At 60.9% G+C, this 21,056-nt stretch carries 16 protein-coding genes and 3 pseudogenes; 2 read left to right on the forward strand and 17 right to left on the reverse strand.

What is annotated here, in order from left to right; genetic code table 11:
• Window positions 1-24: 24 nt before the first annotated feature.
• The 11 genes and pseudogenes from panC to JQ616_RS29000 all read right to left on the reverse strand — a co-directional run bounded on the left by panC (window position 25) and on the right by JQ616_RS29000 (window position 14,041).
• Window positions 25-891 carry a pantoate--beta-alanine ligase gene (gene panC / locus JQ616_RS28950; protein WP_212020526.1) on the reverse strand — a complete coding sequence of 289 codons (867 nt, stop codon included), beginning with the start codon at window positions 889-891 and terminating at the stop codon, window positions 25-27.
• A 645-nt stretch (window positions 892-1,536) separates the two neighbouring features.
• Window positions 1,537-4,119 carry an excinuclease ABC subunit UvrA gene (locus JQ616_RS28955; protein WP_212020528.1) on the reverse strand — a complete coding sequence of 861 codons (2,583 nt, stop codon included), beginning with the start codon at window positions 4,117-4,119 and terminating at the stop codon, window positions 1,537-1,539.
• A gap of 63 nt (window positions 4,120-4,182) precedes the next feature.
• The gene (locus tag JQ616_RS28960) at window positions 4,183-4,788 is read right to left on the reverse strand and encodes a DUF2478 domain-containing protein (protein WP_212020530.1); all 606 of its coding nucleotides are present in this window, start codon (window positions 4,786-4,788) and stop codon (window positions 4,183-4,185) included.
• On the reverse strand, window positions 4,788-5,852 hold the full coding sequence (gene moaA / locus JQ616_RS28965; protein WP_212020532.1) for a GTP 3',8-cyclase MoaA: 1,065 nt from the start codon (window positions 5,850-5,852) through the stop codon (window positions 4,788-4,790). Before moaA ends, JQ616_RS28960 begins: the two co-directional genes overlap by 1 nt.
• A gap of 34 nt (window positions 5,853-5,886) precedes the next feature.
• Window positions 5,887-6,243 (reverse strand): cupin domain-containing protein, encoded by a 357-nt coding sequence (locus JQ616_RS28970; protein ID WP_349630058.1) that lies wholly within the window; start codon window positions 6,241-6,243, stop codon window positions 5,887-5,889.
• 213 nt (window positions 6,244-6,456) lie between these two features.
• Complete coding sequence (locus JQ616_RS28975) at window positions 6,457-7,815, reverse strand: NADP oxidoreductase (RefSeq protein ID WP_249137396.1); 1,359 nt, start codon at window positions 7,813-7,815, stop codon at window positions 6,457-6,459.
• A 21-nt stretch (window positions 7,816-7,836) separates the two neighbouring features.
• Window positions 7,837-8,139: an indolepyruvate ferredoxin oxidoreductase subunit alpha gene (locus JQ616_RS28980; protein WP_212020535.1), complete on the reverse strand. Its 303-nt coding sequence runs from the start codon at window positions 8,137-8,139 to the stop codon at window positions 7,837-7,839.
• Between the two features lie 71 nt (window positions 8,140-8,210).
• Window positions 8,211-10,349, reverse strand: coding sequence for a molybdopterin-containing oxidoreductase family protein (locus JQ616_RS28985; RefSeq protein WP_212020537.1), 2,139 nt, complete (start codon window positions 10,347-10,349; stop codon window positions 8,211-8,213).
• A gap of 253 nt (window positions 10,350-10,602) precedes the next feature.
• On the reverse strand, window positions 10,603-12,081 hold the full coding sequence (locus JQ616_RS28990) for a PLP-dependent aminotransferase family protein (RefSeq protein ID WP_212020539.1): 1,479 nt from the start codon (window positions 12,079-12,081) through the stop codon (window positions 10,603-10,605).
• 252 nt (window positions 12,082-12,333) lie between these two features.
• Window positions 12,334-12,890 (reverse strand): annotated as a pseudogene (gene gfa, locus JQ616_RS28995) (S-(hydroxymethyl)glutathione synthase).
• A 41-nt stretch (window positions 12,891-12,931) separates the two neighbouring features.
• The gene (locus JQ616_RS29000; RefSeq protein WP_212020541.1) at window positions 12,932-14,041 is read right to left on the reverse strand and encodes an S-(hydroxymethyl)glutathione dehydrogenase/class III alcohol dehydrogenase; all 1,110 of its coding nucleotides are present in this window, start codon (window positions 14,039-14,041) and stop codon (window positions 12,932-12,934) included.
• Window positions 14,042-14,145: 104 nt separating this feature from the next.
• Here JQ616_RS29000 and JQ616_RS29005 point away from each other — a divergent pair, with 104 nt between their 5' ends.
• Window positions 14,146-15,033, forward strand: a complete 888-nt coding sequence (locus JQ616_RS29005) for a LysR family transcriptional regulator (protein ID WP_212020543.1) — start codon at window positions 14,146-14,148, stop codon at window positions 15,031-15,033.
• A gap of 130 nt (window positions 15,034-15,163) precedes the next feature.
• Here JQ616_RS29005 and JQ616_RS29010 read toward each other — a convergent pair whose 3' ends face one another.
• From JQ616_RS29010 to JQ616_RS39840, 3 genes and pseudogenes are all read right to left on the reverse strand, one after another.
• The gene (locus tag JQ616_RS29010; protein ID WP_212020546.1) at window positions 15,164-16,180 is read right to left on the reverse strand and encodes a GSU2403 family nucleotidyltransferase fold protein; all 1,017 of its coding nucleotides are present in this window, start codon (window positions 16,178-16,180) and stop codon (window positions 15,164-15,166) included.
• A gap of 407 nt (window positions 16,181-16,587) precedes the next feature.
• A pseudogene (locus JQ616_RS39835) lies at window positions 16,588-16,719 on the reverse strand (amidase family protein); the annotation flags it as partial.
• A 26-nt stretch (window positions 16,720-16,745) separates the two neighbouring features.
• A pseudogene (locus JQ616_RS39840) lies at window positions 16,746-16,883 on the reverse strand (hypothetical protein); the annotation flags it as partial.
• Between the two features lie 320 nt (window positions 16,884-17,203).
• Here JQ616_RS39840 and JQ616_RS39930 point away from each other — a divergent pair.
• Window positions 17,204-17,461 carry a hypothetical protein gene (locus JQ616_RS39930; protein WP_433996010.1) on the forward strand — a complete coding sequence of 86 codons (258 nt, stop codon included), beginning with the start codon at window positions 17,204-17,206 and terminating at the stop codon, window positions 17,459-17,461.
• 604 nt (window positions 17,462-18,065) lie between these two features.
• On the opposite strand, the gene JQ616_RS29025 is transcribed toward JQ616_RS39930, so the two are convergent.
• The 3 genes from JQ616_RS29025 to JQ616_RS29035 are packed head-to-tail and all read right to left on the reverse strand — an operon-like array spanning window position 18,066 to window position 21,006.
• Window positions 18,066-18,527: a Zn-ribbon domain-containing OB-fold protein gene (locus tag JQ616_RS29025; RefSeq protein WP_212020548.1), complete on the reverse strand. Its 462-nt coding sequence runs from the start codon at window positions 18,525-18,527 to the stop codon at window positions 18,066-18,068.
• On the reverse strand, window positions 18,524-19,720 hold the full coding sequence (locus JQ616_RS29030; RefSeq protein WP_212020550.1) for a thiolase C-terminal domain-containing protein: 1,197 nt from the start codon (window positions 19,718-19,720) through the stop codon (window positions 18,524-18,526). The genes JQ616_RS29025 and JQ616_RS29030 overlap by 4 nt, the downstream gene beginning before the upstream one ends.
• On the reverse strand, window positions 19,717-21,006 hold the full coding sequence (locus JQ616_RS29035) for a CaiB/BaiF CoA transferase family protein (protein ID WP_212020552.1): 1,290 nt from the start codon (window positions 21,004-21,006) through the stop codon (window positions 19,717-19,719). The genes JQ616_RS29030 and JQ616_RS29035 overlap by 4 nt, the downstream gene beginning before the upstream one ends.
• Between the last annotated feature and the right edge of the window lie 50 nt (window positions 21,007-21,056).

The raw sequence follows: 21,056 nt of genomic DNA on the forward strand, positions 1-21,056 counted from the left end.
TGATCACTGGGGGCCCTAGCCCGCTTACAATCTTTTGTCCTGCTGGGTTGGCAGCGCAAATGTCACGTTATCGATCAGGCGGGTAGCACCGATGTATGCGGCGGCACAAAGTGCCGCGGGGCGGATGAGCGGGCTCTCCGCCGACTTGAGCGTATCGCTATCGACGAGTTCAAGATACTGCAGTCGATCGACCGTCTCGAGCTGCCGCTTGGCGATCGCCACGAGTTTCTCGACGTTGCGTTCTCCAGAACGAAACTCAGCCTCTGCAGCGAACAACCCGGCACTAATGGCAAGAGCCCGCCGGCGTTCCTCATCGCTAAGGTACCGATTGCGGCTGCTCATCGCTAGCCCATCGGGTTCGCGAATCGTTGGGACTGTGACGATTTTGATCGGAAGATTGAGATCGATGGCCATTCGCCGCACGACCGCGCACTGTTGAAAATCCTTCTGGCCGAAAAAGGCAACATCGGGCTGCACCATATTGAATAGCTTCGACACGACGGTGGCGACGCCGCGGAAGTGCCCGGGTCTGAATGCCCCGCACAAGGGGCTCGCAAGGTCCCCTGGTTCGACGAAGGTCTGGAATTGCGCTGGATAGACTTCTTCCGTGTCCGGCGCAAATAGGACATCGACGCCGGCCCCGCGACACAGTTTCTCGTCACGCAGAAAATCGCGCGGATAGATGCTGAGATCTTCGGTTGGTCCGAACTGCGTGGGGTTGACGAAAATGCTGACTACGGTGAGGTCGCATTCCAGCCGGCTTGCCTCGATCAGCGCTGCATGGCCGTCATGGAGATATCCCATAGTTGGTACTAAGCCGACGCGTTTGCCATTAATACGCTCCCGCGCGATCGCATAACGAAGATCGGCAGCGGTTGTGATGATTTCCATCGGAGCACTCGGTTCAGGTCGGAATTCGCTAGCGGTTGGTTCGTCGCCTAGGGATCGTTAAGACAATGGAGTTATTTGACAGCTGCACTCCTCGTTGAGCGACCATTGGCCGTCGTATACCGCCTAGGCTTCGTACGGAGTGAGCAAGAAAACTGTCAACCTGGCGGAAGAAAAAGAAATTTACGTCTCAAAAATGGTCGATAGACACGCGAAAATCACTCTTTGATTGCGCAATCACTAGGAATTTTCGCGGTCGCGCAATGTCGTTCCGTGAAGAAAGGGCGAAGCTCCGAACACTTGGTTCGTGCGATTTCCGGCGCGTGGAATCTGCATGAGGGAGCGCCCCGCACTGCGGTGCGAGGTTGCTCAACTCCAAGCGCCATCAGAGCGCCCACGTCCGGAAGTCGACGCTTCGTGATCGCCCCGTAGATGGTCGCACCGGCCGACCTATAGGCGGGCGTCTGCAACTCGGAAGATCGGACCGGCTAGAGGCACAACCGCCTAACGTGGCGACCGGGTCTCCCTGTTTTCGCCACGACGAGACGAGCTACTCGATGTCTCTGGCAGGGATCGATGGACAGGTCGTGCTCGATGAGTCCTGGAAAGGAACCTCGGCAGAGGACCGCGTTTCTGCCCTACGGACTTCTAGGTTGACGTCGCTCTGGTCCGATCTTTCGTGCGCAGCTCGCCGGCACCGAGACAACGCGCCAAGTACGGCGCAGTCCGGCTGTCGTGAGCGGAAACGATTTCGGACGGCATTCCCGAGGCCACGATCCGACCTCCCTCGACCCCGGCTCCCGGTCCGATGTCGATGACCCAATCGCTCTGGCTCACGATCGACATGTCGTGTTCCACCACGACGACGGTGTTGCCTGCATCGACGAGACCGTTCAACTGCTCGGTTAGCTTCTGCGTGTCGGACGGATGAAGGCCCGTCGTAGGTTCGTCGAGGACGTACAGCGTACTACCCTTTTGCGGTCTTTGCAGTTCGGTCGCCAACTTGATCCGCTGGGCTTCTCCACCCGACAGTTCGGTCGCGGACTGGCCAAGCCGAATGTATCCCAGCCCTACCTGCCTCAGGACTCCGAGATATCGCCGCAGGATGTCGTCATCCGAAAAGAAGTCGAATGCTTCATCGACGTTCATGCCCAGCACGTCCGCGATTGATTTCCCCTCCATCTTTATCTCAAGAGTCTTCTCGTTGTATCGGGCTCCCTTGCAGGTGGGACAGGGCGCATAGACGCTCGGCAGGAACAGCAATTCGACCGAGACAAAACCCTCGCCTTCACATGTCGCACAACGACCTTTCGCGACGTTGAACGAGAACCGTCCCGCATCGTACCGGCGTGACCGCGCTTGGGCCGTAGCGGCGAACAGCTTCCGGACGTGATCGAACAATCCGGTGTAGGTCGCGAGGTTTGAACGGGGCGTCCTGCCTATAGCCTTCTGATCGACGACGACGAGGCGCTTGATGCCATCAAGCCCTTCAACGATTTCGCCACCGAGCGTCCGAATGGCTTCACCGGCATCTTCACCGTCCTGCTCCGGAAACTGAAGTCGCTGGCCCAGACCGTCGGCGAGCGCCTCGACCAGGAATTGGCTGATCAACGTTGACTTTCCGGATCCCGATATTCCTGTGACGCTCGTGAAGACGCCGAGCGGAATATCGACGTCGAGCCCGTCGAGGTTGTTGCGCGTGACGCCGCGCAGACGGAGCCACGTCTTGGCGCGGCGGGCGGGCTTCCGGGGCGGACCGGTCTCCGCGAAGAGATACTGCCGCGTTCTTGATGCTTCGATGTGCGACAGGCCGTCCGGAGGCCCACTGTAAAGAATTTTGCCGCCCTGCTCGCCCGCGCCCGGTCCCACATCCACGATCCAATCGGCACGTCGGACGACGTCGAGCTCATGCTCCACTACGAAAAGCGAGTTGCCGGCGTCCTTGAGCCGATCGAAGGCGCGCAGGAGCGCTTCCGTGTCAGCCGGGTGAAGCCCCGCGGAAGGTTCGTCAAGCACGTAGACGACGCCGAACAGATTAGAGCGGGCCTGTGTCGCAAGTCGAAGCCGCTGCAGCTCACCAGGCGATAACGAGGGTGTGCTGCGTTCCAAGGTCAGGTATCCCAAGCCCAGGTCGAGAAGGACCGAAAGACGACCTAGCAGGTCCTCGACGATCCTTCGTACCACGACGGCCTTTTCCGGATGCAGTTCGTCGTGCTCCGAACGCGGCTCCTGCCCGGCGTATGGTGCGGCCAGCGCGTTGAGATCCTTGAGCGTGAGCCGCGACATGTCGGCGATGTCGAGGCCAGCGAATTTGACGGCGAGCGCCTCAGTCTTCAGGCGTTTGCCCTGGCATTGTGGACAGTCCCTGCCGATCATGAATTGGGACACGCGGCGCTTCATGAGCGCGCTCTGCGTATTCGCGAAGGTCTGGAGCACGTGCTTTCTCGCACTGGTGAACGTGCCCTGGTAGCTGGGTTCCTCCTTTCTCTTCAGCGCTCGTCGGGTCTCGGCCGGCGTATAGCCAGCATATACCGGAACGGTTGGCTGTTCTTCGGTGAACAGGATCCATTTCCGGTCCTCCTGCGGTAGATCGCGCCAAGGCTTGTCAACATCGTAGCCGAGTGTGACGAGGATATCGCGCAGATTCTGACCGCCCCACGCCGTCGGCCAAGCTGCGATTGCCCGTTCACGGATCGTCAAACTGTCATCCGGAACCATCGACTCCTCGGTCACTTCGTGGATGCGCCCGACCCCATGACACTCAGGACAAGCACCTTCGACCGTATTAGGCGAAAACGACTCGGCATGGAGAAGCGCCTGGCCGTCCGGATAGTCTCCGGCGCGCGAGTATAGCATTCGCAATAAGTTCGACAGGGTCGTGACGCTGCCTACCGAAGACCTCGTCGTCGGCGAGCCTCGTTGCTGCTGAAGCGCGATCGCGGGCGGCAAGCCATCAATCGCGTCGACCTGCGGCACGCCCATCTGATGGAATAGGCGCCTCGCATAGGGAGATACCGATTCCAGGTAGCGGCGCTGTGCCTCGGCGTACAGCGTCCCGAACGCAAGCGACGACTTACCCGATCCCGAAATGCCGGTAAAGACGACAAGCGCATCCCGAGGGATCTCCAGCGAGACGTCCTTCAGATTGTGCTCTCTGGCGCCCCGTACGCAGACGAAATTTGCGGCCGCTGGTTCGGTCGAACCTGAACCACGACCCGTCGTTTTAACCATTCCATTCTCCAAGGCGGCGAGATCCGGACCAATCGCTTCGGCTCGAAGCAGACCGCCGATGGCCTAGAGTTGCTCTTGCCGTTTCCTGGGGCTGCCGTCCAGGCTCGTTCCAACCACCGGTCGATTGTTCCGCTCCACCGTGGCGGAGCGACAAATCGCCCTGGATAGCCAGTCATGGACATCGAGCGAACCATGGAGTTCGATCGAGAGATCTCCCGCAAATTCGCGCCAGGCGGCGAGATTGCGGCGCGGAACGCCTATGACGACCGAAACGGCGTCATAGACTGCTTGAGCAATCAGTTCGCGCATTCCCGCGCGCTCGACTTCGACCTTGCCGAACTTGTTCAGCACCAGGAGTTTCGGGCCCTGGGAGAGATCCTGCCCGATCTGCGCCACCACTTGGAGCATGGCGTTCTCGTTCAGCTGGCATCCCTTGGATCTTCGCCCCCGATCCGCGAAGATCGATGTCTGCTCTCGGGTGGCGAGATTCACCAGGAGCATGTCGCAGCGGTGGCCGGTACTGCCCAACCGACGCTGGACTATTCCGGCCAGGGCGACACCGGATGAACGGCAACGAACGACCACCTCCATGAAGACATTGTCCGGATAGGCGCCTTCGTCGTATACGACGGCCGCGAGCGTACGGCACGGGTTCGTGATCGTGTCCATCAGCCGCCCGTGACCGACATGTGGCGGCTCAACGCAGGTGACTGTCCCCGCCGCTCGATGACGAAATCGTGACCGAGCGGCTTTTGCCGCATCGCGCCGTCGATGGCATCGTTCAGCATTTCGTCGGACGAAGACGTGCGGAGCGCCTTCCGCAGATCGACCCTGTCATCCTGCCCCAGACACGTGTGAAGCGTTCCGTCGCACGAGATCCGGACACGATTGCAGGTCTGGCAGAAGTTGTGGGTCAGCGGAGTGATGAACCCCAGGCGGCCGCCGGTCTCCGTGACCCGGACGTATCTGGCCGGCCCCCCCGTAGTATCGGCCAAATCGACGAGCGTGTACCGCTTTTCGAACTGCGACCGGACACGTGACAACGGTACGTACCGGTCCGTCCTGTCTTCGCCCGTATCTCCCAGCGGCATGGTTTCGATGAGGGTGATGTCCATCCCCCTCGCGTGAGACCACTCGACCAGTTCCTCGAACACTTCCTCGTTGAGATCCCTCAACGCGACGGTGTTGATCTTCACCTTGAGACCAGCCGCGCGCGCGGCGGCGATGCCCTCCAGTACGACGGCCAGATCTCCGCCGCGAGTTATTTTCCGGAAGGCTGTGGCGTCCAGCGTGTCGAGCGATACGTTGATCCGCCGAATGCCGAATGCGGCGAGGTCCGCGGCGTATCTGGAAAGTTGCGTCCCATTGGTTGTGAGCGTCAGTTCCTGAAGGTCACCCGAGCCGAGGTGACGAGCCACACTTCGTACGAGATCGAGGAAGCCGCGACGCATCAGCGGTTCGCCGCCGGTCAGACGCAATTTCCGTACGCCGCGCGCGATGAAAGCCGAGCAAACCCGGTCCAACTCGTCGAGGGTCAGCAGATCTTTCCTGGGAAGGAATGTCATCTCCGGTGACATGCAGTAGACACAACGGAGATCGCAGCGGTCCGTCACCGACACCCTCAAATAGGTAACGACGCGAGAGAAGCCATCGACGAGCGGTCGATTGGCAGCAGGGACGAACGGTATGTTCACGCGACGGACCCTCGTGGAAGTCGACCTGTGCGGGGGCATCCCGATACGATGCCCCCGTCCTTTGAGCGATCGCTTACTTCAGATTGATGGTGAAATGCTTGAAAACTTCCTTCTCGATCTTCCAGGTGCCGACGAAACCCTTCTCGACCACGAAGGCATCGCCGGCCTTGACCGTCACCGGCTCCCCGCCTTCCGGCGTAATGACAATCTGACCTTCGATCATGTGGACGAATTCAGGAGCGGCATAGGTCGCGTGGTAGGTGCCCGGAGTGGCGCCCCACCAGCCTGAAATCGAAGAGCCGTCGTCGGCGGTGTATTCGATCCAGGTCTTCATTGTCGGATTGCCGTCGACTTTCTTCCACCCGTCCAGATCCGTCTCGATCGGGGTCGCAGCCTTGACGCCGAATTTTGATACTTTCTTGTTTGCCACGCGAAACGTCCTCTCAGTGATTTGCGCGCCGATGCCGGCGAGTTTTGCAATTGCAGGGCCGCAGCCACAACGAAGCCGCCGGGCTGGCCCGCCGCTTATTTCCAATTCTGGGTGGCCGGCGAGCAGGGCCAGCCACCGAACGATTCATGGTGCCAGCCTGAAACGCACCGTCTAGGTTTTGCAGGCTGGATCGTGTCGTGGGGTAACGCTCATTCAGGCGACCGAAACCACCTCAAGCATCTCCGCGATGCGCGTGAATTTTTCGCGCGGTTTGCCAGCCCTCCGCCCCACGGCGCACTCGGCAGCGTCTATCTTCAGCCAGTCCGGCAATCCGATGATGCGAGCGCTCCGACCATGAATCGTCTCCGAAAGCGCGGTTCGTCCCTGCGGCGACTTCGCCTCGCGGTTCGAAAAGTCTTCCATTATCTGCTGCACAGTTTCGATGCTGTCGGCTCGGTTGGTGCCGATGATCCCCGTCGGTCCGCGCTTGAGCCAACCGGTCACGTATAATCCATCAACGGTGATACCGTCGGATTCCACGCGTCCCTTACGGTTCGGGACGACGCCGCGACGCGAGTCGAAGGGCAGACGTTCCAAAGGTTGGCCGCGATAACCGATGCTGCCGAAGACGAGGCCACATTCGATCGGCAGAAGGTCATCCGTCGGATCAGCGGTCTGGTCGAACGGGCCACCGCGCAGCGAGTTCTTCCGGAACACGAACCGATCGACCTTGCCCGCCTCACCCTCGAGACGTTCGGGACTGAGACAGAAATGAAAGATGAGCCGACGCGACGTTCTCGCACCTTCGGCCTCGCACAGCCCGCGGAAGAACTGGACGTTCTGAAGGGCGTTCAGGTTCGACTTCTCGCTGATTTCCACCTCGCAAGCCGGCCCGAGCCGTATCGCGTTGCCATCGACGACCGATTCGCACCCCGGTATCGTTCCCAACCCGCGCAGTTCACGTGTGGTGAATTTCGCTTGGGCCGGGCCCCGCCTTCCGACCAGGTGGACCTCGCGAACTTTGCTCTTTGCGAGCGCGTCCAGCGCGTGCGCCGCGATGTCGGTCCGACGGAGATCGTCGGGCGGCTGCAGCAGGATGCGCGCGACGTCGGCCGCCACATTGCCATGACCCACGACGACCGCGGTTTCCTGGCCGAGGTCGAACGTGCGATCGCGGAAGTCTGGGTGGCCGTTGTACCATCCCACGAATTCGGTCGCGGAATGGCTGTTTGTCAACCCTTCGCCGGCGATACTCATCTTGCGATCCGCACAGGCTCCGTAGGCCAGCACGACCCCGTCATAGGCTTTCAAGAGGGCGTCGATCGGCACGTCGGTGCCGACACTGACGTTGCCGAGAAAATGGAAGCGTTCGGACCGCATGATCTTGTCGAAGACGAGCGTGACCTGCTTCAGCTTGAGATGGTCCGGCGCGACGCCGCTACGGACCAGCCCGTACGGAGTCGGCAAACGTTCGAACATGTCGATCACGATGTCTTCCGAGGCGTTCAGAAGAGCCTCGGCGGCGTAGAAGCCGCTCGGCCCGCTTCCGACGACGGCGACGTGCCTGGTCATGCGCATACCCCCCGTGGTGCTTCAGAAGCCGAGTTCGGATTGACGGGCTTCGGCCGACGGCAAAGGAGACCGTTTGACCGAAATCACCGGAAAGGCGCGCGAACGCAGTTTGTTCAAATCGAGCAATTCCCGCTCTTCGTCCGGATCGAAGACTTCGTGAATGGCCTGCACCGGACAGGGCGGGACGCAGGCGCCACAATCGATGCAGGTGTCCGGATCGATGTAGCTGCGCTCATCATCGGCATGAAAAGCCTGGACCGGGCAATGCTCCACGCAATCCGTGAAGAGACATCGACTGCAACTGTCCGTTACGACGTGTGGCATAAACTTTACTCCCCCAACCTTGTCAGAAGACGATAATTGTCGACCGGTTGCCCGGTCGACAATCTGCAGTCTCACGAGATGCTCTCGACCTGGACGCGGTTGTCCGAGTATACGCCGGCCTGCCCGAGATTGGCGTGACGGGGCGCAGTGGTCGAATTGACAGCGGTGCCGGTTCGATTCAGGCTAGGCCAGTGTCCGACGTTCGTGACGATCAACCCGGCCCCGACGTCGTCGGTGAGATCGGCCTTGGCTTCGAACGTGCCGCGATCGTTGAAGACCCGCACGTAGCTGCCTTGGGCGATCGATCGCCTTGCCGCGTCGGTCGGGTTGATCATGATCCGTTGTTCGCCCTGCCGCTTCATCTGCGGGTTCTCGTTGCCGTATTGCGTATTCAGGAAGGCATGCGGTTTCGGAGAGACCAGGTTCAACGGGAATTGATCCGACATGCCGTCTCCTTCAATATTGGCTTCATGCGGAGGGATGTAGTTCGGGACCGGGTCGACGTAGCCTCCCACTTGCATCTCGGTATAGCCGGATCGCCATACGTCCAGCACCATGTTGCCGCCTTCGGCCATGCTCGATTTGAATTCGCACTTGCCTGACGGGGTCTTGAAGTTGCCCTGCGCATGGGGAGCACGGACGTCCGGCGTGCCGACGTTCAGACGCTTCCAGCCATCCTTCTTCAGGACATCCAGGGTGATGCCTTCGAGCGCCGGCGAATTCCAATCGTAGGAGAGCGTCAGCCACTCGTCATCCGTGAGGTCCCAATACTCGTCATCAAATCCCATCGTCTTCGCCAGCTTGCGGAAAAGATCGATATTCGCGACGCATTCGCCGGGCGCAGGAATCGCCGGCTGGTTGAGCATGATGTACAAATGCCCCCAGGTTACCATGATGTCGTACTGTTCGGCCTGCATGGTGGATGGCAGCAGGATATCGGCGTATTTGGCGGTGTCGGTCAGGAAGAGTTCGCTGCAGACTGTGAAGAGGTCTTCCCGAAGAAGTCCTCTGACCAATTCGCCGGAATTCGGCGCCTGCGAGACCGGATTGGAGTTGTAGACGAAGACAGATTTGATAGGCGGGTCCAGCTTCGTCTTGCCGGTCAGCGCCGGCCCGAGATCGAGCTCGTTGATGACGCGCGTTCCCGGCTTGATCCAATCAGGCCTCGAAACGTGCGCGACGCTCATCGGAAATTCGTAGATGGGCATCTCGACGGCTCCGCCGCCGACGTGACGCCAAGCGCCGATCAGCGCAGGAAGACACGTGATCGCTCGAACCGCGTCTCCGCCGCCGGGGCAGCGCTCGACGGCGACGCCCTCCCGGATGGCCGCAGGTGGTGTCGTCGCATATTCGCGGGCGAGAGTGATGATGTCTGCGGCCGGGATTCCCGTGATCTCCGAAACCTTTTCGACGGGGAATTCAGCTGCCCGGGCCTTCAGCTCTTCGTAGCCGAGCGTATACTTCTCGACATAGTCGTAATCGACGAGGCCTTCCTGGATGATGATGTTCATCATGCCGAGCGCCAGAGCGGCGTCCGTGCCCGGCTTGATCGCGATGTGCCAGTCGGCCTGCTTTGCCGTCCGGGACTTGAAGGGATCGATGACAACGACCTTCGCGCCCTTACTTCTGGCTTCGAGCACGAATGGCCATGCGTGCAGGTTTGTGGAGACCATGTTCATGCCCCACACGATAATGTACTTCGCGTAGGCGAGGCTCTCGACGTCGAGCCCCCCTGTCGGCCCGACCGTCATGACCCAAGCCGTGGAAGATCCGGATTCGCAATACGTCTTCTCCGCGACGGTCGAACCCAAGCGGTTGAAGAACGCGTCGCCGGCCGTAAGACCGTTCGCCGTGCCCTGGTTGCCCAGATAGGCATGTGGCATGATCGCCGTGCTTCCGTACTGATCGATGATCTCCGTCCACTTGCTCTTGATGGTGGACAGAGCCTCTTCCCAGCTGATGCGCTCATATTGACCTGAGCCTTTCGGTCCCGTCCGCTTCATCGGATAGAGAAGGCGGTCCGGGTTGTAATGATGCTTGGCGAAATCCTTGAGCTTCACGCACAGGCCACCGCGCGTCATCGGATGGTCCGGATCGCCCGTCACTTCGACCAGCTTGTCGTCCTTGACGTGGTAGATGAAGGCGCAGGTATCGGGGCAGTCCTGCGGGCATGCACCGCGGATGGTTTTCGTGTTGGCTTGAACGGACATGGCGACACTCCTATCGGCAAGAGTCAGGCCCGGACTTCATCGAGTTGAGGGGACGTATTCCCCATCGTCCGCGCGATGGAGCCGCCACATTCAACAGCGAGAAATGCGAAATGTAGGGCCAGCCAATGACATGGACGTAGCGCCAGTGATATTTTCACGGATCGCGTTTTTTGGTGCCGAATGGAGCGGCTTTCGGTGCCCGTTGATGCGGCAAATTGCTATAAAAGATAGCTCGCCCTGCCGCGGTGCGCGGTCAGCGCGTGCCGGACAGGGCGCCCGCGATGCGGGTGAAGCCATCGTCGATCTGAGTCGGCGTCAGGTGGACGTAACCCAACAGAACCTTCCGCTCGTGATCGGGAAGCATTCCTTCGTGCAGCACCGCTGCCGATCGCAACCCGTGAACACCTACTCCGACGCCTCTTGCGATCGCCTGGAGCTCTGCGGCGGGAGGCAACGGATCCGGTAGGCTCCAAAGCATGTGGGTGCCGGCGGCGTCGCCCGTCAGCCTTGCCTCACCGAAATGCCTCTCGATGGAAGATCTCACTTCGTCGCGGCGGTCGCGATATGTGTTCCGGAGGCGCTTCAGGTGGCTCGTCAAGCTCCCGTTCTTCATGAACTGCGCGAGCGTCGCCTGTTCGAGCCATGGGGAGCCGTTGTCGATCAGCGCCTTCAGGGTTCTCGTCACATTCAAAAGATCACGTGGAACGATCATATAGCCGAGGCGCAATCCCGGACCGATTGAACGGGAGAACGAATTGAGGTAGATAACGCAACCATTACGGTCGAGCGATTGCAAAGAGGGGAGCAGGGTTCCCTCGTAGCGAAAATCGGAATCGTAATCGACCTCCAGGATGTAAGCGCCGGTCTTGGCGGCCCATCGCAAAAGCGCCAGTCGTCTTTCGAGCGACATGGTGCCGCCCGTCGGAAACTGATGCGACGGCGTCACGTAGACGAGCTTCACCCGATGGTCGGGCAGTCGCTCCACGTCGATCCCATTATCGTCGACAGGCACAGGAATGACTCTGCCGCCGTATGTCTCGAAGAGGAAGGCTGCGCCGCGATAGCACGGAGCTTCCATCACCACCGGCGTGTTGACGCCCACCATCAGGTGCGCCGCGAGGTTTATGCCCTGCTGGAATCCGCCCACAATGACGACGTTATCGGCCGTGACGGACATGCCGCGCGATGGACCGAGGTAGTTCGCGATGAGATCCCGCAATTCGAGAATTCCAGCGGGATCATTGTACTGGCTGATGCGTTCCGATGCGCCGCCCAAACACTCGAGGAGAAGCCGTCGCCACGTCTTGTCCGGAAAGGAGTGCGGGTCGGAGCGCCCGAAGCGGAAGTCGGTGCGAATTTGGACATCGGGGGGCGCATAAAGTCCCGGCAGGCCTCGGGCGCCATACGGAAGCGGCAAGTTGATCGAGGACATCATGTCCGATTTTTCGATAATCTTCCTTGCACCCGTGGACATGGCGTCCTCGGGCACCGAGCCGCGAACGAACGTGCCCCTCTGCGGCGCCGTGTGGATGTATCCATCGGCGATCAGCTTTTCGTACGCTTCGGTGACGGTATTCCGGGACACCCCCAGTTGCTTGCTCAGGTCCCGCGAGCTCGGAAGGATGCCGCCGGATTTCAGACGACCAGCACGGATGTGATCGACGAGCTGCTCGTAGATCTGCATCTGCAGGCTGGTCTTGCTATTAGAATCTAGATGAATGGCGATATGCATCTCAAATCTTGACTGGCTCTGTTCCGATTTCTCGGGTTCTCCGACCGTCGGTTGATGACAGGCTTCTGCCGGGATCTTCGAAGGAGAAGACTGGTTCGTCGCGTGATCCGGCCCGATGCCCGGCAACACTGCCGCAAGATAGCCGAGCTAGGACTGAAAGGCATGCCTGCCCCGGCCGGCCGCTGAGCGAAGGTGCCAGTGGCCGGCCGGCTCCAATGAGCCGAAGTCAAGCTTGTGGTACCTAGACGACGGCTAGGCAGCCTTCGCTTTCGCCACATGCGTCGCTATCGCATCCATCAATTCCGGCGACAGGCTGTCGTAGGGGGTCAGCTCAGTTCTGCGAGGCGCTGTCGGATGGCCCCATTTCCTCGGGCTCGGCTCCGGATTCGATCACCGACGACACGAGGGCCGCGAACCCGGGAGTCGCTGCGCCATCCTCCTGAAATAGTTCGGGGTGGATCAAATCAAGCCCATGGAATGGATGCGCCTTATTCTCAATCCGTCAAGACATGTGCGTGCCGCAAGTTCCGCATGCGTGGCGTTGGATGGCCTTTGAGGCATCAACCACGTGAAGCTTCTCGCCCTTTTCCAGAACACTCACGTTCTCGCCGGGAACCACCGCGACTACCGAAACGATCGCACTAGCGGGCTTCCAGCATTGGGTACAGCCGCAAGCGCGGTTGTGCGCCACTTCGCCTTTGATGCCGATCTTGACCGGCTTTTTCGTTCACTTGCAGACGAGCGTTCCGCAGGAGAACGCGCCTGAACCCTTCGCCGCTATCGATCGCTGGATGGAGACGAACGGCCATTTGCCTGGCATCCTTCTTTTGAATTCAACGTGCCGCTCTGCTTAGAACACGACCACCGAGCGGATAGACTTGCCCTCGTGCATCAGGTCGAAACCTTTGTTGATTTCCTCGAACGTCAGCACATGGGTGATCATCGGGTCGATCTGGATCTTGCCGTCCATGTACCAATCGACGATCTTCGGCACGTCCGTTCGGCCGCGCGCGCCGCCGAACGCCGAGCCCTGCCAGACCCGCCCCGTGACAAGCTGGAACGGCCTGGTAGAGATCTCCTTGCCAGCTTCCGCCACACCTATCACAACCGAAACGCCCCAACCGCGATGGCAGGCTTCCAGGGCTTGCCGCATCACGGTGGTATTGCCGGTACAGTCGAAGGTGTAGTCGGCTCCACCATCGGTCAGACCGACCAAGAGCTGCACGATGTCGCCGCCGATCTTCTTCGGGTTGACGAAATGAGTCATGCCGAAGCGGCGGCCCCACTCCTCCTTGGAGTCGTTAACATCGACGCCGACGATCTTGTCGGCACCGACCATTCGCGCGCCTTGAATTACGTTCAACCCGATGCCGCCGAGCCCGAACACCACGACGTTGGAGCCCGGCGTGACCTTCGCTGTGTTGACGACGGCGCCGACGCCGGTGGTGACGCCGCAGCCGATGTAGCAGCTCTTGTCGAACGGGGCGTCCTCGCGGATCTTCGCGACTGCGATCTCCGGGAGTACCGTGAAATTCGAGAAGGTCGAGCAGCCCATATAGTGGAAGATTGGTTGGCCCTTGTAGCTGAAGCGCGAAGTGCCGTCGGGCATCAGGCCTTTGCCCTGGGTCGAGCGGATCGCAGTGCAGAGATTGGTCTTCCGGCTCAGGCAGCTTTTGCATTGCCGGCATTCTGGCGTGTAGAGCGGGATCACGTGGTCGCCCGGCTTCACAGACAGGACGCCCGGCCCCACCTCCCGCACGATGCCGGCGCCCTCGTGGCCGAGCACCAACGGGAAAATGCCCTCACTGTCGAAACCATCGAGCGTGTAGGCGTCGGTGTGGCAGATTCCGGTAGCCTTGATCTCGACCAGAACCTCGCCGGCCTTCGGGCCCTCGAGGTCGATCTCCATGATTTCGAGTGGCTTTCTAGCCTCAAGCGCAACAGCAGCCCGCGTCTTCATCCATTTGGTCTCCATTCACGCAGAGAAACTACTGGCTTGACGACATGGTGATAATCCCGCCTCTGTTGAAAACAGTTTTGCCTATTCGCAAAGATGGGGACCGGATGCAGCAATGGGAAGGCCTTGAAACCTTGGTCGCGGTGGCCGAAGCTGGCAATTTTACGCGCGCCGCAAGCCGCTTGGGGATCTCGATTTCCCAAGTCAGCCGCGAGATCAATCGGCTCGAGGAACGGCTCGGAACGCAGTTGGTGACGCGCAATACCAGACGGGTCGCGCTGACGGAGAACGGTCGTCTTTTCGAGCGGCGTTGCCGCCAGCTCATCGACGACCGCGAAGCTGCCTTCGATTCCATCAGGTCCGGCAAGAATGCGATCAAGGGCCTAATCCGCTTGACCTGTGCCGTCGCCTACGGCGAGCGGACGATCACGCCGCTTATCGGACGGTTCGTCGCGGCCCATCCGGAGATCCGTGTCGAGATCGAGCTTACGAACCGCGTACTCGACCTTGTCGCCGAAGGTATGGACATCGGCGTCAGGATCGGAGCCATAACCGACAACCGGCTCGACCGCGTCGAGCTCGGCTCGAGATCGCTCCACCTAAGCGCAGCGCCCAGCTACCTTGAACGTTGCGGCATTCCTGCGAACTCATCCGATCTCAGAGAGCATGCGTGCCTGCTCGGTGCGACCCCCTACTGGCAATTCAAGACGGCCGGTAAGGATAATCAGATGACCCCGGCGGGACGGTGGCGTTGCAACAGCGGATTCGCCGTACTCGATGCGGCGGTCCAGGGATTAGGGATCTGCCAACTTCCGGATTTCTACGTACAGGACCACTTGCGCGACGGAACGCTCATCGAACTGCTGGCCGACGAACGACCGTCCGACCAGTCGATCTGGGCGGTCTTTCCGAAGCGCTCGCCAATGCCATCCAGGACCACCGCGCTGATCGAGTTTCTTCGGGCAAATGTTCCTAACTCGTTGAAGATTTCATAGAGAGAGGCTTCGAGTATCTCGCCGCGTCGAGAGGGGTAGTCGTCGTGTTGACAGCAAACGACCGGGCGCGGATCCAAGCAAGTTGCTCCGCTATTTTGCGTGGGCGACTCATTCAGCTGACCCAAAAGCCCTACCAGGGCAAACTCCGCGGCATACTTGCGGCGCCGTATTCTTGCTTCCACTCTTCAAATAGGGGGCGCAGCTCATCTGGCAGTTCTTCCTCAAAGGCGTCATCCATCTTGAACTGTGGCATCCAATCCCTGATCACCGTCAACAGGGCCTCACCTTGTTTGGCATCTTTCGGTCGCTTGAGGGAGTTGCGCTTCTCCTGACGCGACATCCAGAGTTTCTGAAGCGCAAACCACCGGGGATCTGGTGCCACGATCCTCGCCGGGCTTCCATCTCGTCCAACCACGACATGGCTGACGAACCTTCCGCGCAGCAGCCATTCCTGTTCGTCAAGCGGGACAGGCTTCGGCTGGTCCCTCTTGCCCATGGTGCCGACCTTTGAGGGAGCCACCAGCAATTCTACTTCATAAGCCTTCGAATTTCGCGCCTGAAACGGCCGTTCGGTGTTGACGGTATAAGTCCGGTCGACGGACTTCAGCATCGCCCATACGGGATTGTCTCGCTCTTCCTGTTCGTTTGCCATCCACGCGAGATCGAAGTCGTTGGTTTCCGATGGTGCATTCACGATGCGCCCCCCAGCCTCGACAAAGTAGGCCGGAACAGCGTTCGTGCCGACGACCAACAGGTGCGTCCCCAGCAGCGCACGCCGGTCGGCTTCCCGCAGAATTTCCGCCGCCTCGGATGGGATCAACGGCAGCCGTAGCGCGCGATACAATCGGCACGTATCGACGAGCCGCGCTCGGGTTTCGTCTCGACGGCGGCTTAGCTCCGTCTTCCGGGAATGGTAAGCGTCGAACTTCGTTTCATTCTCGGTCGACCGCGGTCCTAGGCTCTTCGCGTTTCCGGTTCGGTCTAGCACCTGGTACAGATAATCCTTTTCGGAGACAGTCTTCCATTTCAAATTGTAGGGCAGAGTTGCGATGGCCCGCTCGGCCTCGATCCACACCTCGTATTGCTGTTCGAGGTTAACGAGCACCCGAATTTTCTCGTCCGTGAATTGGATGAGTTCCGCAGTCATAACGGCATTATCCCGCAATTCTAGAAAGGTGTAATATGCGGGATAATATACGATATTTCAATATATTAAGCAGTCGATCGCGATGAAAAGAGGATGCCCACGCATACTAAGCCGGTTGAAAGTCCTCGATCCGGAAGGGTCCGATAGCTCGTCGCGGCCTCGACGTGCGGGCAAAGATTAAGGACCTCCTCCGGTCTTCGATGAAGGGTGGCGCGACGGCCTGCGGAAGAATCTCGCGTTGTCCGGGAGGAGGTCCACCGGGCCATCAAAGCGGCGAAGCTTGGCGTTCGCCGCCCGCATCCGAGGCTCGCCTCGGACCCCGGAGGCCGCCTTGCTGGCGGCATTGCGGTGCGACGGCCTGGTCGGCGCCGGCGACCCGGGCTCATCGCCCGGCCCATCGGCAGCGATCAGCCCAAGCGCGACAGTTCGGTAACTCGTCCGAAACCCGGTTTAAGACCGAACAAGTTGGTGCAGCTCGCGGGAATGCGGATCGATCCTGCGCCATCACTGCCAAGGGCGATGGGACCAAAGCCAAGCGAAAGCGCAGCTGCCGCCCAGAAGAACCTCCTGGTCTCTTTGAGAGATCGTAAGGATTAGCGGTTACGCCGTGAACCGCGCTCTCTGTCACGACCTTGCAGCCTCCTTTGGGTGTCGCAGTCTTTGCCAAAAAGACGACGCCGCTTCTCGCATACGCGCTACGCAAGGCGTGTCCTCTGCGACTGGTTCGCTTCCGAAGAGAAACGAACCTCGTCGCCTAGGCATACCGGCGACGGCAGAAAGATCCTTGATCGTCACGGGTAGACCCGAACACATAAATTTTCGACGGCGTACGCTCCACATCCCAAAGCCCAAAGGAGGCAGCAAGCGAGCGTTCGACATCCCGCTATCTCGGCAAATGATCCTGTGTCTCATTCGGGTGCTTCGTTTCGGCAGGCAAATGCAGCCGTCTCAGGCGCAAAAGTGGTTGTTCCAGCTGAGAGCGCCTCTGGACACTTAGCGGAAACAAAGGAAGATCGAGCGGTCTTGTCAAAATGGGGCAATGATCTTCGTCAAACATTTCGGACGATTGCGACCGCTGCCGGCGTTTCCGGATTCGATGCTAAGCTCCTCATGAACCATTCTATCCCTGGCGTGAACGCAGGCTATGTCACTCGGCACAAGCTGGTTGAAGACCACCTGCGCAGCCAACAGCAAGCTATCAGTACCGTCGTGTTTTCCGCACTTGGTGACTCGCTGAAGGAACATAAAGCTCTGATCAATTGGCTCGGTCTCGGGGGCTAGCCGAAGAACCGTTACCCAAGTCCGATTGGAGCCAAACACTCTGGGCGAGGGGCAAGAACGAATTCAGCAGGCAGCATGACTTCGAGCTGGCCGCCTGAGGAGTGTGGCAGTGTAAGTCGGGAGACTGGACGGTGCCGAGAGTTAGCAGCGGTTTCCAAACGCACTCCAAGGACCCGCGCCTACCGGCCTTCTGTACGTAACGAACTCATGGGCTTAAGCGTCCTTTTGAGCGCAACGGATCAGAATCCGAATGGCGGAATCAAAACCTGCTTGATTATTCAATGATTTCAGAGCGCGTTTGGAAAAAAGGCCCGCAATGCCCTGTAACAAATTCAATAGCTTGGCAGCTGTTTCCAAATGAAAGCAGCGTTCACGTGGTTCGCTATTCCTGACGGCTCAGTGCTCCCAACGCCTACGCTAAATTAAAAAGAGCCTCCCCTTTACCCAGGCGGGCCAAGCGCGGACTCGTGCGGCGCCGTTTCAAACTCCGTCAGAGGCAACGCGCTGATACGCTCTTGGCAAAACCTCATGGTATTCGCGGCCACATCCAGCGAACCGTGCTCTCGCTCAGACAATCCAGGGCCTTTTGGAGGCTCGTCTCGCGTCAGCGGACCGACGAAAGCTGCCAGTGCAGCAGCGAATACGGCCGCTCCGGATGCGGATGGTGCTCGAAAACGCCGTCCACCACCGCGCCGATGAAGACCGCTTGCCCGGGATCGCCGAGCAGGTTGCCGATCATCCTGACGCCGCCGGCGTGGGGGATTTCCACGAGCACGGCGAGATAGGGTCCGTGCTGCCTCAGCGCGGCGTGCGAGGGATGCCAGACCCGCTCCCAGCTGAAGATCCGCCCGTGCGGCTCGATCTCCGTCCAGTCGGGATCGAAGGCATGGCACCGGTGGCAGATCCATTCGGGGCCGAACTGCCACGTGGCGCAATGGCGGCAACGCTGCACCAGGAGGCGGCTCTGGCGCAATCCGTGCCAGTAGGGCGCCGACAAGCCGTCGGCCTCGGCGACCGGAATCGGCAATCCCTGCGGAAGGTAGGTTCGGGCCGCCTCACCGCTCACAGCGTCGCCTCCGAGCCGAGAAGAAGATTGCTGACCGGCGTGACCATGGGTCCGCCGATCACCATGGCCACATCATTGCGCCTCGCCTGGCTGGTAGAGGTTCCGCGCACCTGGCGCACGGCCTCCAGCACGAGTTCGAACCCATGCATGTAGCACTCGGCCAGATTGCCGCCGCTGGTGTTGAGTGGAAGCCGCCCCGACGGCGCAACGAGGTTGTCGAAGGCGAGGTAATCGTTGACCTCCTCCGGCGCGAAGAAGCCGTGTTCCGCGAGCGCCATCACCACGCCGCCCGTGAAGTTCTCGTAGCACTGCACGACACCGACGTCGGACGGACCGAGCCCAGCCATCGCGTAGAGATCGGCCGCGACGGTTTCGAAGCCGGCGCTGGCGTAATGCGGCGAATTGTGCGGGATCGCGCCCGCGCAATATCCGGATCCGACGGCGGCCCCCAGCACATAGGCCGGCTTGTTGCGAAATTCTCCGGCGCGCTCGGCTGGCACCAGCACGAGCGCGGCGGCGCCGTCGTTCTCCATGCAGCAATCGTAGAGATGAAACGGCTCCGCGATCCAGCGCGAGGCATCATACTTGGCCGCGTCCAGCGGCTTGCCGTACATGACGGCCCGCGGATTGGCCTGCGCGTGATGATAGGAAGCCAGCGCGATCGCCCGCAGCGCTTCCTGGCCGACGCCGTGCTCATGCATGTAGCGGCGCACGCGCATGGCGAAGCGCTGCGGCGGCGCCAGAACGCCGTACGGCATCAGATACGCCTTCTCGCCGGAGATCGTGTCGATGCCCGTTGTCTGCCCGAACCGGCCATATTGGCCCTGCGCGAGCGCGCGAAACACGACGACGCAATCCGCAAGGCCCGCGACGATCGAGGCCGCCGCATTGGCGACGGCCGCGCAGCAACCGCCGCCGCCGCCGCCCCATTGCATGGTCGCGGCACGAAGCCGGCGCGTGCCGAGCGCCGCGGCAAGCCTGGACGCTTCGCTCCGCTCTTCGCTGTAGGAGGCAAAGCCATCGATGTCGCGCGGATCGATGCCGGCATCGCTGCACGCCCCCAGGATGGCCTTCAGCGCCAGCTTGAACTCCGGATCGGGCGACGCGCCGTGCCGGTAATAGTCGGTCTCGCCGATCCCGACGACGGCGACGCGGCCTCTCAGCGTGCGATCGGCGGTCGCCTTCGCGCTCACGTCCGCCCCGCCCTGGCCGGCCCTGCCCCCACCTCGCCGAAGACGCCCGCCGCAGCGAGCCGCGCCAGAAGCGCATCGTCGTAGCCGAGCAGGTCCTTCAGCACGGCCCCGGTATGCTGGCCGACCGCGGGCGCGGCCACGGGATCCACGACGGGCGTCGCGGAATAACGGATCGGCAGGCTGACGTTCGGGATCCAGCCCAGCGTGTCGTGCGGAATGCGGGTGACGAGACCGCGCTCCCGCGCTTCGGCCGACCGGATCGCGTCACCGACCATGCGGACCTGCCCGCAGGGAACACCTGCCGCCCGCATCCGGGCCTGCCAATGGCTCCACGGCCGTTGCGCGAAGACCTCGCCGAGGATCGCAAACAATTCCTCCCGCCGCCTGATTCGATCGGGCCCCGTCGCGTAAGCCTCGGCTGCGGCAAGGTCGGCGCGCTCGAGCACCTGCGACATCAGGCGCTGGAAGATCTTGTCGTTTCCGCAATTGATGTAGAAGGCACAATCCTGCGCCTGGAATACGCCCGAGGGACAGGTATCGGGGCTGGTGTTGCCGTGCCGCTGCGGATTGGCGCCGGTGAACAGATGTTGCATCGTGGCATAGCCGGTCATCAGCACCGCATTGTCGAACAGCGAGACCTCGACCGCCTGCCCCAGCCCGCTGCGCTCACGGGCAACCAGCGCGCCGAGGATGGCGTTGCAGGCCATCATCGCCGTGCTGATGTCCATCACGGGCGACAGCGCCCGCACGCCCTCGCGGTCCGGATAACCGTTCATGGACACGAATCCGCTCTCGACCTGCGCGATCGGATCGAAGCCGAGCCGGTCGGCGAAGGTCCCCTCGCGTCCATAGGCCGACACCGAGCAGTAGATGATGTCAGGCTTGATGGTCCGGCATGCCCCATAGTCGAGCCCGAAGCGCTCCATGACACCGCTGGAGAAATTCTCGACGACGACGTCCGCCCTTGCGATCAACTCCCGCGCCACCGCGACGCCGTCCGGCGACTTGAGGTCCAGGGCAACGCTGCGCTTGTTGCGGTTGGTCCAGACGAATGGCGCGCCGGCCTTGAGTTCGGGATGCACCGGCGGGTAGCGCCGGAGATCGTCGCCGCGCCCCGGCGCCTCGATCTTGATGACTTCTGCGCCCATGTCGGCAAGGATCATGGTGGCGAATGGTCCCGCGATGAAATGGGAGAAATCCACGACCCGGATTCCCGCGAGCGCCCTTGGCGCATCGGATGGCCGCGGGGTGTACTCCGGAAAGTCGGCTTCAATGTCGTCCAGCATGGTGCACCCATCATGTTTCGCACGGCAGCCCTGGTCCGATCGCAACCGGC

Source organism: Bradyrhizobium tropiciagri, assembly GCF_018130545.1.
Taxonomy (GTDB): Bacteria; Pseudomonadota; Alphaproteobacteria; order Rhizobiales; family Xanthobacteraceae; genus Bradyrhizobium; species Bradyrhizobium tropiciagri_A.

Bases quoted from the DNA above. Each gene is read 5' to 3' on its own strand.
- panC (WP_212020526.1), bottom strand. From the start codon at position 891: ATGGAAATCATCACAACCGCTGCCGATCTTCGTTATGCGATCGCGCGG.
- JQ616_RS28955 (WP_212020528.1), bottom strand. From the start codon at position 4,119: ATGGTTAAAACGACGGGTCGTGGTTCAGGTTCGACCGAACCAGCGGCC.
- JQ616_RS28960 (WP_212020530.1), bottom strand. From the start codon at position 4,788: ATGGACACGATCACGAACCCGTGCCGTACGCTCGCGGCCGTCGTATAC.
- moaA (WP_212020532.1), bottom strand. From the start codon at position 5,852: ATGCCCCCGCACAGGTCGACTTCCACGAGGGTCCGTCGCGTGAACATA.
- JQ616_RS28975 (WP_249137396.1), bottom strand. From the start codon at position 7,815: ATGACCAGGCACGTCGCCGTCGTCGGAAGCGGGCCGAGCGGCTTCTAC.
- JQ616_RS28980 (WP_212020535.1), bottom strand. From the start codon at position 8,139: ATGCCACACGTCGTAACGGACAGTTGCAGTCGATGTCTCTTCACGGAT.
- JQ616_RS28985 (WP_212020537.1), bottom strand. From the start codon at position 10,349: ATGTCCGTTCAAGCCAACACGAAAACCATCCGCGGTGCATGCCCGCAG.
- JQ616_RS28990 (WP_212020539.1), bottom strand. From the start codon at position 12,081: ATGCATATCGCCATTCATCTAGATTCTAATAGCAAGACCAGCCTGCAG.
- JQ616_RS29000 (WP_212020541.1), bottom strand. From the start codon at position 14,041: ATGAAGACGCGGGCTGCTGTTGCGCTTGAGGCTAGAAAGCCACTCGAA.
- JQ616_RS29005 (WP_212020543.1), top strand. From the start codon at position 14,146: ATGCAGCAATGGGAAGGCCTTGAAACCTTGGTCGCGGTGGCCGAAGCT.
- JQ616_RS29010 (WP_212020546.1), bottom strand. From the start codon at position 16,180: ATGACTGCGGAACTCATCCAATTCACGGACGAGAAAATTCGGGTGCTC.
- JQ616_RS29035 (WP_212020552.1), bottom strand. From the start codon at position 21,006: ATGCTGGACGACATTGAAGCCGACTTTCCGGAGTACACCCCGCGGCCA.